The following is a 14,006-nucleotide window of genomic DNA, read 5'->3' as shown; positions in this document are numbered from 1 at the left end:
CCGGAGCCTATGACGTGACCCGCATCCTGACCGTCGCCGCCGCCCAGCTCGGCCCCATCCAGCGCGATGAAAGCCGGGCTTCGGCCGTGGCTCGCATGGTCGAGCTGATGCGTCAGGCCAAGGCGCACGGCGCCGACCTTGTCGTCTATCCGGAAGCGGCGCTCACGGCCTTCTTCCCGCATTGGTGGATCGACGACGAAGCCGAGATCGACGGCTATTTCGAAAGCGCGATGCCTTCGAACGAGACTGCCGCGCTGTTCGAGGAGAGCAAGCGCCTCGGCATCGGCTTCCACCTCGGCTATTGCGAGCTTGCCTTCGAGGAAGGCCGCAAGCGCCGCTTCAACACCGCGATCCTCGTCGACAAGTCGGGCTCGATCGTCGGCAAGTACCGCAAGATCCATCTACCCGGCCATCCCGAGCATCGTCCCGAAGCGCCGTTCCAGAATCTCGAGAAGCGCTATTTCGAGACCGGCGAGCTCGGCTGGCCGGTCTGGCGGACGATGGACGCGAATATCGGCATGATGATCTGCAACGACCGCCGCTGGCCGGAGAGCTATCGCTCGATGGGCCTGCAGGACGTCGAGCTGATCGTGCTCGGCTACAACACGCCCAAGCACAACCCGCCGGCGCCGAACCATGACCGGCTCGGCAATTTCCACAATCAGCTCGTGATGCAGGCGGGCGCTTACCAGAACGCGAGCTGGGTCGTCGGCGTCGCCAAGGCGGGGCTTGAGGCCGGCGTCGACCAGATCGGCGGTTCCTGCATCATTGCTCCGACCGGCGAGGTCGTGGCGCAGGCCGTGACCGAAGGCGACGAACTCGTCGTCGCCCGTTGCGACATGGAACTTGGAAAGAGCTATAAGGCCTCGACCTTCAATTTCGCCAGGCATCGCGAGCCCCAGGCCTACGGCCTGATCGTTGAGCGCAAAGGCGCCGTCTCCCCGGTTTGATCACTCCAGAGGACTAAAATGACTCACGATCTCATCCTGAAGGGCGGCCGCGTCATCGATCCGTCGCAGAAGCACGACGGCATTCTCGACGTCGCCTTCACGGACGGAAAGGTGTCCGGCTTCGGCAAGGACTTGAAGGGCGCCAAGGAAATCCGCGACGTCTCCGGCTACATCGTCTCGCCGGGCCTGATCGACCTGCATACCCATGTCTACTGGGGCGGCACCTCGCTGGGCATCGACGCCGACGAGTTCTGCCGCGTCTCCGGCGTGACGACCTCGGTCGATACCGGCTCGGCCGGTCCCGGCAACTGGGCCGGCTTCCGCAAGCACGTCATCGAGCCGAGCCAGGCGCGCATCCTCGCCTATCTCCACGTCTCGCATGCCGGCATCTACGGCTTCGACCATCGCGTCATGGTCGGCGAGAGCGGCGATCTGCGCCTGATGAACCCGATCGACTGCGCCGAGGTCGCCGACAAGAACCGCGACTATATCGTCGGCATCAAGGTCCGCGTCGGCCTCCACGCCTCCGGCACCTCCGGCACCGTGCCGCTCAACATCGCGCTGCAGGTGGCCAACGAGGTCGGCATGCCGCTGATGTGCCACATCGATCATCCGCCGCCGTCCTATGAGGAAGTCATCGGCATGCTCAGGCCGGGCGACGTGCTGACCCACGCCTTCCGCCCCTTCCCGAACGCTCCCTCGACCGCGCAGGGCACGGTGAAGCCGGAGGTGCTCGCCGCCCGCAAGCGCGGCGTCATCTTCGATATCGGCCACGGCAAGGGCTCGTTCTCCTTCAAGACCACCCGCGCCATGCTCGCCAACGGCTTCGAGCCGGACGTGATCTCGTCCGACGTGCACAAGCTCTGCATCGACGGCCCGGCCTATGATCAGGTCACCACCATGTCGAAATTCCTCTGCATGGGCATGAGCCTGAACAACGTCATCGCCGCCTCGACCGTGAACGCCGCCATGGCGCTGAAGCGCACGGAATACGGCTCGCTCAAGGTCGGCTCGCTCGGCGACGCGACGATCCTCACCGTCAAGGAAGGCAAGTTCGACTACGTGGACGTGGTCGGCGAGCACCTGGCGGGCGACCGCAAGATCGTCTCCGAGGGCGTCGTGCTCAAGGGCAAGTGGTGGCACCCGAAGCGGACGAGCAAGTTCCCGAAGGTCGCGGCTTAATTGCCGCGCCGGACTCGCGGCGTCGTTCTCGGGCGAAGCGAAGCGCGGACCCGAGAATCTCGGGACGTTGACGCGCAGGAGCTTCCCTCGGCAGGAGATGCTCGGGTCAAGCCCGAGCATGACGCGCGAGAAGGGGGCTGGCGCCTTATGGCGCCGGCCGATCTTCCGGCGGTGATGGCGATCGCCGCCATTGTGCATCCGGGCTACCCTGAGGATGAGCCGGTCTTCGCCGAGCGGCTGCGTCTGGCGCCTGAGGGCTGCCATGTCCTGGCGGCCGATGATGGGGCGCTTCGAGGCTACCTCGTCAGCCATCCCTGGCCGGTTGGCGCGGTGCCGGCGCTGAATTCAATGCTCGGCGCGATCCCCCCCGGCACGCGGAACTGGTATATCCACGACCTCGCGCTTTTGCCGGAGGGCAGGGGCGGCGGCGCGGCGGGCCAGATCGTCGCCGAGATCGCGCAGCACGCGATGCGAGCCGGCTTCGCCAGCCTTGCGCTCGTCGCCGTGAACGGCTCGACCGGCTTTTGGCGGCGACAGGGCTTTCGCGAGGTGCATGACCCCGCCCTTGCCCGCAAGCTTGCGAGCTATGACGATGCGGCCCGCTACATGCGCCGCGATTTGCAGAATTGATAGAACACGCCGGCGCGACAGACGTCGGCGACAATCGAAGAGAGGAATGCCATGAGCGCCGAGGACAGGCTGAAGGAACTGGGGTTGACGCTGCCGGAGGTGCCGACGCCGGTCGCCACCTATGTCAGCTTCAAGCAGGTCGGCGACATCGTCTATCTCTCCGGCCAGGGGCCGAAGCGGGCCGACGGCACCTATCCGACCGGCAAGGTCGGCAAGGACGTCACGATCGAGGAAGCCTATGAGCATGCCAAGCAGACCGGCCTCGGCCTGCTCGCGGCGATGAAGAAGGCGACGGGTTCGCTCGACAAGGTCGAGGTGGTCAAGCTCCTCGGCATGGTCAACGGCGCCCCCGATTTCGCCGACCAGCCCAAAGTCATCAATGGCTGCTCGGACCTGTTCGTCGCAGTGCTCGGCGATCGCGGCCGCCATGCCCGCTCCGCCGTTGGCATGGGGTCGCTGCCGAACAACATGACCGTCGAGATCGAAGTCATCATCAAGGTGCTGCCATGACTGCCGCTTCGACCAGCGTGACCGCCACCACCTCGCCGGCCGTCGATCAGCCGGCGGCCACCCCGCTCGCGGCCGAGATCGCGCGCGTCTACGGCACCCCGGCCGTGGTTGTTGACCTCGACAAGGTCGATGCCAACATCGCCCGGCTCCAGGCCGCCTGCGACGCAGCCGGCGTCGCCAACCGCCCGCACATCAAGACGCATAAATCGCCTGAGCTGGCGCGGCTTCAGATCGAGGCCGGCGCCCGCGGCATCACCTGCCAGAAGCTCGGCGAGGCCGAGGTCATGGCCGATGGCGGCCTCGACGACATCATGATCAGCTACAACATCCTCGGCGAGGAGAAGCTGGGCCGCCTCGGGGCGTTGCAGCGTCGCGTCCGGATGATCGTGGCCGCCGATAACCCGGTCACGATCTCCGGCCTGCCGCGCGCTGCCGAGATCGCCGGTCGCGACCTCGAAGTCGTCGTGGAATGCGACACCGGCCGCAAGCGCGCCGGCGTCGAGACGCCCTGGGAGGCAGTCGAACTCGCCAAGATGATCGACGCCTCGCCGGGCCTGCGCTTCGCCGGCTTCCTGATGTACCCGCCGGAAGATGGCTGGGAGCGGACGCAAATCTTCCTCGACACCGCCAATGCCGGGCTGCGCGATGCCGGCCTCAAGGCCGATATCATCTCGACCGGCGGCTCGCCCAACATCCCCAACATGGGCAAGCTCAAGGGCGCGACCGAGCATCGCTCGGGCACCTCGATCTTCAACGACCGCATGCAGATCGCGGCCGGCGTCGCTACGCTCGAAGATTGCGCGCTGACGGTCTACGCCTCGGTGGTGAGCCGGGCGGCGCCGGAGCGCGGCATTCTCGATTCAGGCTCGAAGACGCTGACGAGCGACAAGGGCAATCTCGACGGGCACGGCTACATCCTCGAATATCCGCGGGCGCGGATCGCGCAATTCGCCGAAGAGCATGGCTTCCTCGACCTGTCCGGCTCGAACGAGCGGCCCGTGGTTGGCGAAGTCGTGCGCATCGTGCCGAACCATGTCTGCGTCGTCGTCAACATGGTCGACCGACTGATTACGGTGCGCGGCGACAAGCTGATCGGCGAGCTGCCGGTCGCGGCGCGCGGCAAGCTGACGTAAGGCAGGCTGGCGTCGGGATTGTCAGTTCTGTAGAAGCCGCGACCCCTTCAGGACCATGTCGGAGGACGCTTTTGCCGTGAAGCGTCCGCTGGCCTGGATCGTGATGTCGCGGCCGTGCAGCTCGGCGGTCCCGTCCTTCTTCAGGTTCAGCCGGGCATCGCCGCTTCTCAGGAGCGCCGCATCTGCACTCGTTGCCGTGAGGGTCTTGCCCGCAGCGACGTTCATTTCCCGCTCGGCTTTGATCGTCAGCGTCTTCGCGCTGGCGATCTCGAAATTCACCGTCGCGTTCAGAGTGCAGTAGCGGGTATCGAGAGAAATCCCTTGCCCTCCGGCGATCTGAAGCCGTCCGGCGACGGCGAGGCTCATACTGCCCCCGACGGAGAGAGCGAGCGTGCTGCCTGCCTGGATCGCGCAAGGGCCGCCGCTCAGAAGCGTCAGCCGGCTCGCGGCGCTGATGGTCATGTTGCCGGCTCTGTCGACCGAGATCGCCTGCGTCAGAAGAGCGATCTGGGCCTCGAGCGCTGCGACGCGCCGCTGAAGGCTATCGACATCCGCATCGGCCATCGCAGCCTCCTGTCCATCGGCAAGGGCGAGGTGACGAAGCGTCAGGTTAGCATGCCGGGCTCGCGTCGCGGAAGCGCCGGCTCGGTTATCGGCCTTCCGGGTGCCGCGCGTTCCAGTTGGCGGCATAGTCCTCGCATAGCCTGTCGAGCTCGGCTCGGTCGGTGACGCCCGCCGGCCGGCTGCGCGAGGGCGCCGCCTGCTGGAACGGCACGTAGCGCTGGTGCGCGACGCGCCAGAGCCGGCGCAGCTCCGCCAGCGGGTCGGCATGGTCGTCGACGCGGATGTCGAAGCTCGGCACCGGCTCGCCGTTCCAGATGCGGATCGCGGCGGATTGCCGGCCGCGCTTGTCGCCGCCGGCCTTCTCGCCGGCTTCGAGAGCAACCAGCAGGCGCTCGTCGAAATCGAGCGCCGAGGCGGCGATATAGGCCTTCAGCGTCTCCTGCACGACCTCCGGTCCGGCCAGCATGTTGCCGGCGACCGAGACCTGCGGCCCGTCCACCGCCCCGCACCAGTCGATACAGGCCGCGCCCGTATGAGCTGCGATCCTGCCGTCGCGGTCGATGACGTGGAGCTGGCGATGGGCGCGGCCTTCATCGGCCGCAGTCAGCGTCGCGACGATCTCCAGCGCCGAACGGCCCTCCTGCAGCAGTCTCAGGCCGTCGACGCCATAGAGCGGATTGACGAAGGCCTGCGTCGCGATGGCGCCGATCCGGCCGCCGCCATAGGGCACGCGTGATCCGACGGCGAAGGCACAGGTCGAGACGGCGACGCCATAGGCGCCGGTGGCGACGTCGCGCGCGACGATGGACCAGGTCATGCGGCTAGTTCCTCAGCGGCCGGCGGCGTAGGCCTGCATCAGACGCGGCGTTGCTGCAGCGCGCAAGAGCCCGTCGGCGCTGCGTTCCGCCGCAGTGAGACGCCCCACGGTCCAGGCCGGCGCCTTTTCGATGGCGTGGCCGCGGCGCTCCAGCTCGGCGAGCGCGGCCGCACCGATGCTCTCCTCGATCATCATGTGGCCCGGCCGCGAGCTGCGCGGGTAGAAGGATGAGGGGAAATGCTGCGTGTGGAACAGCGGCAGGTCGATCGCCTCCTGCAGGTTGAGGCCGTGATGGACCCGGCGCAGGAAGAGGCCGAGCTGCCATTGTTCCTGCTGGTCGCCGCCCGGCGTGCCGAAGGCAAGGCGGGGCTGCCCCTTCTCGAAGGCGATCGACGGGGTCAGCGTCGTGCGCGGACGCTTGCCCGGCGCCAGCGAGGAGGGCAGGCCCTCTTCCAGCCAGAACATCTGCGCGCGCGAGTTGAGCGGGAAGCCGAGTTCCGGGATGACCGGCGAGGATTGCAGCCAGCCACCGGAGGGCGTCGCCGCGATCATGTTGCCCCATTTGTCGATGACGTCGATATGGACGGTGTCGCCCTTGCGCCCGGCCGCGACCATCGAGGCCATGGTCGGCTCGCCGACGCTGGCGCCGCCCTGGCCCGGCTGGGCGATCGCGCCGAGCGCCTTCAGCGCATGCGCGACCTGCGCCTCGTAACCGGGCACGATGCCGGGGCGCAGCTCCAGCGAGGCGCGCTCGCCGATCAGGCGGCGCCGCGCGGCGGCATAGTCGGCCGATAGCAGGGTATCGAGCGGGACCTTCACGAAATCCGGGTCGCCGTAATAGGCTTCGCGATCGGCGAAGGCGAGCTTCATCGCCTCGACGACATGGTGCACGAATTCGGGGCTCGCCGGCCCCATCCCGGCAAGGTCGATGCCCTCAAGGATTTTCAGCGTCTGCAGGAAGGCCGGACCCTGTCCCCAGGGGCCGATCTTGAAGACTTCCCAGTCGTGATAGGTCACGGAGGTCGGCGTCTCGTAGGTCGGCTGCCAGTTCGCCATGTCCTGTGCGGTCAGCAGGCCCTTGTTGCGGCGGCCCGAAGAATCCATGACTTCGGTGGTGCGGCAGAAGCGGTCCATCGCCTCCGCGACGAAGCCCTTGTACCAGGAATCATAGGCCGCCTGGATCTGCTCCTGCCGGTCGGAGCCTGCGGCCTCCGCCTCGCTCAGGATGCGCTTGTAGGTCGCGGCGGCCGCCTTGTTGGCGAAGAGCTTGCGCGCTTCCGGCACATTGCCGCCGGGTAGATAGACGGCTCCCGAGCTCGACCATTCATTGGTGAAGAGGTCGGTGAGTTCCCGGATCGAATCCGAGACGCGCGGCAGCATCGGATGCCCGTTCTCGAAATAGCCGATGGCCGGCTCCAGAACCTCGCGCAGCTTGAGCCGGCCATGGTCGCGCAGCAGCGTCATCCAGCCGCCGAAGGCGCCGGGGATCACGGTGGCGAGCAGACCGGAACCGGGGATCAGGTCGAGGCCGAGCGCCTTGTAGGCTGCGATTGTCGCCGCCTGCGGGGCAGGTCCCTGGGCACAGAGCGTCTCGACCTTCTTGGTTTCAGCCGAATAGAACACGGCCGGCATGTCGCCAGCCGGGCCGACGAGATGGGGCTCGACCACCTGCAGCACGAAGGCGGCGGCGGCGCAGGCGTCGAAGGCATTGCCGCCCTTCTCCAGCATCGCCATGCCGGAGGCGGTGGCGAGCCAGTGCGTCGAGGTGACGACACCGAAAGTGCCGAGGATTTCGGGCCGGGTGGTGAACATGGGCGTATCCTTGAAGCCTAGTTTTCTTTTGGATCGAGCGCGTCGCGCAGGCCGTCGCCGAGGAGGTTGAAGCCGAGCACGGCGAGGAAGATGCAGACGCCCGGCGCCACCGACATCCACGGCGCCTGCTCCATGAAGTTCTTGGCGACGTTGAGCATCTGACCCCAGGACGGCGACGGCGGCTGCTGGCCGAGGCCGAGGAAGGAGAGGGCGGCTTCCAGGATGATCGCCTGCGCCATGAACAAAGTCGACTGCACCACGATGGGGGACAGGGTGTTGGGCAGCACATGGCGGAACATCAGCCTCGCGTCCCGTGCGCCGACCGCGCGGGCGCCTTCGACGAAATCCTCCATCTTCACGCTCATCACCTGGCCGCGCACCAGCCGGATGAAGATCGGCACGGCCGCAAGCCCGATCGCGATCATCGCATTGGTCAGCGACGGACCGAGCACCGCGGCGAAGGCGATGGCGAGGATCAGGAAGGGGCAGGCGAGAAGCGCCTCGGTGACGCGGGAGATCACGATATCGGTCCATCCGCCATACCAGCCCGCCAACATTCCGAAGGGCAGGCCGACCGCCACCGCGATCAGCACCGAGACGATGCCGGCGAGCAGCGAGGCCCGCGCGCCGAAGAACAGCCGCGAGACCTGATCGCGCCCCAACTCGTCGGTGCCGAACCAGTAGAGCTCCGAGGGCGGCTTGCGGATGGCGAGGAAGTTGGACTTGAACGGGTCGGCCAGCGGTAGGATCGGCGCGAACACCGCCATCAGCACGAAGATCAGCACGAGCCCGCCGCCGATCAGCGCAGACTTGTTGCGGACGAGCCGGGCGAGCACGCCCGGACGCGCCGTGACACCGCTCGCGGCGCCTGCGGCGGAAATGGAATCGAGCGATGCCATCAGCCGGTCCTCAGGCGCGGATTGACGAGGATGTAGAGGATATCGGCCAAGAGGTTCATCAGGATGAAGCCGATGGCCGTGCACAGCACCACGCCCTGCACCACGCCGTAGTCGCGGTTGAACACGGCATCGACGATGAGCTTGCCGAAGCCGGGGATGGTGAAGACCTGTTCGGTCAGCACCGCGCCCGCCAGCAACTCGCCGAAGAGCAGGGTCGTCAGCGTGATGATCGGCACCAGCGCGTTGCGCAGCGCGTGGCGATGCACCACCGTATCCTCGTCGAGCCCCTTGGCGCGGGCGGTGCGGACATAGTCCGAGCGCAGCACCTCCAGCATTGCCGAGCGGGTATGGCGCATCAGAAAGGCCGCGAGCCCGTTGCCGAGCACGAAGGCGGGCATGATCAGCCGCTGGATCGCCTCCCAGGGATGGACGAAGATCGATTCATAGCCCGAGGCCGGCAGCCATTTCAGGTGCACAGAAACCAGCAGGATCAGCATGATCCCGAACCAGAAATTCGGGATCGACAGCCCTGACAGCGCGACTGCGCTGGCGGAGTAGTCGACGATCGTGCCCTTGCGCCGCGCCGCCAGGATCCCGATCGGGATGCCGATCGAGATTGCGACGAGGATCGAGGCGGTGGCGAGCTGGATCGTCACCGGCAGCTTCTGCAGGATCAGGCCGAGCACCGGCTCGCCCGTGCGCAAAGAGCGGCCGAAATCGCCCTGGACCACTTGTCCGAGCCAGGCGAAGAACTGGACGAAGATGGGATCGTCCATGCGGTAGATCTCGCGCAGCCGCGCGATCACCTCCGGGTCGCGCTCCTCGCCTGCGATGACGAGGAAGGGGTCGCCCGGCAGCGCGCGCTGCAAGGCAAAGACGAAGAGCGATACCAGGAACAACGTCGGTATCGCGATGAAGAAGCGGCGAACGATGAGCGTGGCCATGGGCCACTCCTCACGGCATGAGCGCCGTCACGAGCGCTTCAGCCCGGCAAGCCGGATCATCCCGTCCGGGTTGATCACGAAGCCCTGCAGGCTGGAGCGCAGCGCGAAGAACACCGTCTGGTTATAGAGATAGATGATCGGCAGATCGTCCTGCAGGATCTTCTGCGCGGCGTCGTAGAGCTTCTTGCGCTCGGCCGGCTCATAGACGGTGCGGGCCTGGTTCAGCAGGCGGTCGACCTCCGGATTGGAGTATTTTCCGTCGTTCTGGCCGCCGCCCGTCGTGACGAAGGGATGGATGTTGCCGTCCGGGTCGATGCGGCCGGACCAGCCGATCCGGCTCATCTGGAATTTGCCCTGCTGCTGGTCGCGCAGCTGACTGGCGAACTCGGTCGAGCGGATCTGGATGTCGATGCCGGCTTCCTGCGCCATCGCCTGGATGACCTGGCCGAGCTGGGCGTCGACGGGGTTGTTGGTGACGAAGAGCTCTGCCGAGACCTTGGGCTGTCCGGCTTCCTTGAGCAGGGCCTTGGCCTTGGCGACGTCGCGAGCGGGAACCGGAAGGTCGGCGCTGATGTAGAAATTACCCGGGTTGAACGGCTGGTTCATCGGCTCATAGAGCCCCTCGAACACGACCTGGCTCAGCACCTTGCGGTCGATGGCAAGCGACAGCGCCTGACGCACGCGCTTGTCCTGACCCATCGGCTGTTTCGCGGCCTCGCCATTGTTGGTGTTGATGGTGATGCCCTGATAGCCGAGATTGGCCATGCTCATGACCTTGAGCGATTTGTCTGATTGAGCCGATTTCACATCGGTCGGCGCAAGACGTTCCAGCATGTCGAGCTCGCCCGAGCGCAGATTGGCGAGGCGGACTGTCGTGTCCGGGATCGAGCGGTAGAGAATGCGGTCGAAATTGTACTTGTCCGCCTCCCAATGCTCCCGAAATTTTTCCAGGACGATGCGGTCGTTCTGGACGCGCTCGACGAACTTGTAGGGGCCGGAGCAGACCGGCTTCGCGGTGACGTCGCCGGAGAGGCTTTTGGGCGAAAGCATCATGCCGGCACGGTCGGTCAGCTGCGACAGCAGCGTGGCGTCGGGCCGCTTCAGCTTCAGCACCAGCGTCGTGGCGTCCGGCGCCTCGACCTTGTCGACCGAGGCGAGCTCCGATTTGCGCAGCGAATCCGGCAGGGTCATCGCGCGCTCGAGATTGGCCTTGGCAGCTTCCGCGTTGAAGGACTCGCCGTCGTGGAACTTCGCATCGCTGCGCAGCTTCATGGTCAGCGTCAGCCCGTCGGCGGAGAAGTTCCATTCCGTCGCCAGCCGCGGCACCAGCTTCAGCTCCGGCGTGATGTCGACGAGCCTGTCGCACAGCCCCATGAAGACGATGCGGCCGACGAAGGTGCGCGCCTTGTGCGGATCGAGCATGTCGGGGTCTTCCTGCAGCCCGATGCGCAGGGTCGAGGGCGTCTGCGCGAGCGCCGGCAAGGTAGCGAGCGCGAGAGCGGCGGCAGAGACGGCGACCTTCAACAGCTTCATGCTTTCCCCCGTTTTTGATGGTTTTGGGAAGGCGCACCCGGCGATGCCGGCAAATGCCGCCGCGCCGAATTCGTTCCTCATGGCACCAACCTGACTCAGAATGGCGGGGCCGTCGATCATGCGCCGCATCAATTCGCGGGCAGCTCTGCCTCATCGAAAGGCAGCGCTGGATGCCGAGCGGGCAAAGCCGGAACGCATGTCTTCAGGGGAACCGCCGGATGCGGTGATGGCGGTCGCCTCGCCGCGCATCGGCCGCTAGAACTGGCGTGAAGAACCAAGGCGGATGGCTGAGGGAGAGGACCGTATGCTGCTGGGCGTGATTGCCGATGACATGACCGGCGCGACCGATGTCGCGCTGATGCTGAACCGGGCGGGCATGCGGACCGTGCAGGTCATCGGCGTGCCGCCGGCCGGCAGCACGCTGCCGGAAGCCGATGCGGTCGTCGTCGCGCTGAAGTCGCGGACCAATCCGGTGGCCGAGGCCGTCGCTGATTCGCTGGCCGCCTGCGAGGCGCTGCTGAAGGGCGGCGCGCGCCAGATCCTGTTCAAATACTGCTCGACCTTCGATTCCACGGCCGAAGGCAATATCGGCCCGGTGGCGAATGCCCTTGCCGAGCGCCTCAGTGCGAAGCTTGCCATCGTCTGCCCGGCCTTCCCGGCGAATGGCCGCTCGATCTATCAGGGCTATCTCTTCGTCGGCGCCATGCCGCTGCACGAGAGCTCGATGAAGGATCACCCGCTGACGCCGATGCGGGATTCGAATCTGATGCGGCTGATGGCGGCGCAGGCCATGACCGAAGTCGGCCTCGTCGACTACACGGCCGTGCTGGCAGGCCCCGCCGCAGTGAAGGCGCGCCTCGCCAAGCTGCAGGCCGACGGCGTCCGCTATGCCGTCACCGACGCCCTCACCAACGAGGACCTGATGACGCTCGGCCACGCTGTATCCGAGCATGTCCTGTTGACCGGAGGTTCCGGCATCGCGATGGGTCTGCCGCAGAATTTCCGCCGCGCCGGCCTGCTGCCGGAGCGCCCGGGCCCGCAGGAGTTGCAGGCACCGGCCGGCCGCGCCGGCATCATCTCGGGCAGTTGCTCGACGGCGACGCGCGGCCAGATCAAGGCGGCGCTGGAGGCTGGATATCCGGCGCTCAAGGTCGATCCGCTGGCGCTGGCCGCGGGCAGCCAGGATGCAGTCGGGCTCGCTGCCTGGGCGTTGGCTCAGGCGCAGGACAAGCCTTTCCTCGTCTATTCCAGCGACGACCCGGCCGAAGTCTCCGCCGTGCAGGACAGGCTGGGCCGCGAAAAGGCCGGCAGCATCGTCGAGCACGCCTTCGCTGAGCTGGCGCGGCGCCTCTCGGAGGGCGGCGTGACGCGGCTTCTCGTCGCGGGCGGCGAGACCTCGGGTGCGACCGTGCTGGGCCTCGGCATCCGCACGCTGGAGATCGGCCCGGAAATCGACCCCGGCGTGCCCTGGACGCGCGTGGTCGACGGGCCGGACATGGTCGTGGCGCTCAAGTCCGGCAATTTCGGCACCCCGGATTTCTTCCTGAAAGCCTGGAACCTGTTGCGCTGATGCCCGATTTGCCTGCGCTGAATCTCGTATAGGATCAGGGCATCGACCCGGAAAGTGGATTCCGGTTTTCGGGAAAGTCGACGCCGGGTCGAACTGGGAGCCCGCATGGATATGGCGTTTCTCGGCGAACTTCTGACGAGCGTGGCCGATCGTGGCCGCGCCTTGATCGGTTTCGAGCGCTTCCTCGGCAATCGCGCCCGGCCTATCGACCGGCTCTGCGAGGATCTGCTCTCCGGCCGGGGGGAGGCCTCCGGGATGGCGCTGGCGCAGGCGGTGCTCGAAGCCTGGCAGCGGCTCGACAAGCCGGGCCGCCTTGCTTTCTTCAATCTGCTGCAGGAGCGTTTCGGGCCGGATCACGCCCGGCTCGACAAGGCGATCGAGACCTATCGCGCCAAACCCGATGCGGCAGCCACCTCGGCGCTGCATCTTGCTGCGGAGCCGCGTCGGCAGGAGCTGCTGCGCCGCCTCAATCTCGCGCCGGAAGGCACGCCCGTGCTCGTGCGAATGCGCGAAGCGCTGTTCGAGGCGATTGAGACGCAGGCCGATCTCAAGGCGGTCGACGACGATTTCCGCCATCTCTTCGGCTCCTGGTTCAACCGAGGCTTCCTCGTTCTGCGCCGCATCGACTGGCGCACCCCGGCGAATGTGCTGGAGAAGATCATCCGCTACGAGGCGGTCCACGAGATCCAGGGCTGGGACGATCTCCGGCGCCGGCTGGAGCCGGCGGACCGGCGTTGCTTCGCCTTCTTCCATCCCCAGCTGGTCGACGAGCCGTTGATCTTCGTCGAGGTCGCCCTCACCACCGAGATACCGCGCAGCATCGGCGAGGTGCTGAGCCCGGAGCGCGAGGTGTTGGCGGCGCAGGAGGCGACGACCGCGGTGTTCTATTCGATCTCGAACTGTCAGGAGGGGCTGCGCGGCATCTCCTTCGGCAATTTCCTGATCAAGCAGGTGGCGGAGGATCTGAAGCGCGAGCTGCCGGGGCTCGACACCTTCGTCACGCTCTCGCCGGTGCCCGGCTTCGGGCGCTGGCTCGCCGGTGTCGCTGCCGAGCCCGGCGAAATCGCTCTCACCAATGAGGAGCGCTCCGAGCTTGCCCGGCCCGGCGGCGAGACCATCTCGCTCGACGATGCGACGAAGGCGCGTCGCGACAAGCTGCTCGGCCAGATGACGGCGGAATACATGCTGAGGGCGCGCACGAGTTCAGGCCGGGTCATCGACCCGGTCGCGCGCTTTCATCTCGGCAATGGCGCCAGGCTGGAGCGGATCAATGTCGGCGGCAATCTCTCGGCGCGGGGCCTGCGCGAATCGCATGGCGTGATGGTCAACTACCGCTACGACCTCGACGATATCGAGACCAATCACGAGGCCTTCGCCACCCGCAACACGGTCGTGGCCTCCTCCGGCGTGCGCAAGCTGCTGCGCCCGGCGGCAAATTAAGACGGAAACGCCTGAAAGGACC

13 protein-coding genes are annotated in these 14,006 nt (G+C 66.6%); 7 read left to right on the top strand and 6 right to left on the bottom strand.

Features of this window, described 5'->3' with window-relative positions; genetic code table 11:
* The first annotated feature begins 14 nt into the window (after positions 1–14).
* The 5 genes from AC1DDA_RS04665 (at position 15) to AC1DDA_RS04645 (ending at position 4,405) form a co-directional block, all read left to right on the top strand.
* The gene (locus tag AC1DDA_RS04665; protein WP_476794829.1) at positions 15–950 is read left to right on the top strand and encodes an N-carbamoyl-D-amino-acid hydrolase; all 936 of its coding nucleotides are present in this window, start codon (positions 15–17) and stop codon (positions 948–950) included.
* A gap of 18 nt (positions 951–968) precedes the next feature.
* Positions 969–2,132: an amidohydrolase/deacetylase family metallohydrolase gene (locus AC1DDA_RS04660; protein WP_476794828.1), complete on the top strand. Its 1,164-nt coding sequence runs from the start codon at positions 969–971 to the stop codon at positions 2,130–2,132.
* A gap of 147 nt (positions 2,133–2,279) precedes the next feature.
* Positions 2,280–2,762, top strand: a complete 483-nt coding sequence (locus AC1DDA_RS04655; protein WP_476794827.1) for a GNAT family N-acetyltransferase — start codon at positions 2,280–2,282, stop codon at positions 2,760–2,762.
* Positions 2,763–2,813: 51 nt separating this feature from the next.
* A complete protein-coding gene (locus tag AC1DDA_RS04650; protein WP_441511067.1) occupies positions 2,814–3,272 on the top strand; it encodes a RidA family protein in 459 nt (152 codons plus the stop codon).
* Positions 3,269–4,405 (top strand): D-TA family PLP-dependent enzyme, encoded by a 1,137-nt coding sequence (locus tag AC1DDA_RS04645; RefSeq protein ID WP_476794826.1) that lies wholly within the window; start codon positions 3,269–3,271, stop codon positions 4,403–4,405. The genes AC1DDA_RS04650 and AC1DDA_RS04645 overlap by 4 nt, the downstream gene beginning before the upstream one ends.
* Before the next feature lie 21 nt (positions 4,406–4,426).
* Here the strand turns inward: AC1DDA_RS04645 and AC1DDA_RS04640 are convergent, their stop codons facing one another.
* From AC1DDA_RS04640 to AC1DDA_RS04615, 6 genes are all read right to left on the bottom strand, one after another.
* Positions 4,427–4,969, bottom strand: coding sequence for a DUF2345 domain-containing protein (locus AC1DDA_RS04640; protein ID WP_476794825.1), 543 nt, complete (start codon positions 4,967–4,969; stop codon positions 4,427–4,429).
* Between the two features lie 85 nt (positions 4,970–5,054).
* Complete coding sequence (locus tag AC1DDA_RS04635) at positions 5,055–5,786, bottom strand: DUF1028 domain-containing protein (RefSeq protein ID WP_441511070.1); 732 nt, start codon at positions 5,784–5,786, stop codon at positions 5,055–5,057.
* Between the two features lie 12 nt (positions 5,787–5,798).
* Entirely contained in the window at positions 5,799–7,598 is a 1,800-nt protein-coding gene (locus AC1DDA_RS04630; protein ID WP_476794824.1) for a gamma-glutamyltransferase family protein, read from the bottom strand.
* 17 nt (positions 7,599–7,615) lie between these two features.
* Positions 7,616–8,497, bottom strand: a complete 882-nt coding sequence (locus AC1DDA_RS04625; protein ID WP_476794823.1) for an ABC transporter permease — start codon at positions 8,495–8,497, stop codon at positions 7,616–7,618.
* Positions 8,497–9,441, bottom strand: coding sequence for an ABC transporter permease (locus AC1DDA_RS04620; RefSeq protein ID WP_476794822.1), 945 nt, complete (start codon positions 9,439–9,441; stop codon positions 8,497–8,499). The genes AC1DDA_RS04625 and AC1DDA_RS04620 overlap by 1 nt, the downstream gene beginning before the upstream one ends.
* A 27-nt stretch (positions 9,442–9,468) precedes the next feature.
* The gene (locus AC1DDA_RS04615) at positions 9,469–10,974 is read right to left on the bottom strand and encodes an ABC transporter substrate-binding protein (RefSeq protein WP_476794821.1); all 1,506 of its coding nucleotides are present in this window, start codon (positions 10,972–10,974) and stop codon (positions 9,469–9,471) included.
* A 304-nt stretch (positions 10,975–11,278) separates the two neighbouring features.
* Here AC1DDA_RS04615 and otnK point away from each other — a divergent pair, with 304 nt between their 5' ends.
* Positions 11,279–12,544, top strand: coding sequence for a 3-oxo-tetronate kinase (gene otnK / locus AC1DDA_RS04610; protein ID WP_476794820.1), 1,266 nt, complete (start codon positions 11,279–11,281; stop codon positions 12,542–12,544).
* A 105-nt stretch (positions 12,545–12,649) separates the two neighbouring features.
* A complete protein-coding gene (locus AC1DDA_RS04605; RefSeq protein WP_441511076.1) occupies positions 12,650–13,984 on the top strand; it encodes a malonyl-CoA decarboxylase in 1,335 nt (444 codons plus the stop codon).
* The last annotated feature ends 22 nt before the right edge of the window (positions 13,985–14,006 follow it).

The sequence above is a fragment of the Allobosea sp. 10N428 genome, assembly GCF_056394545.1.
This window is presented reverse-complemented; position numbering and strand designations above follow the sequence as displayed.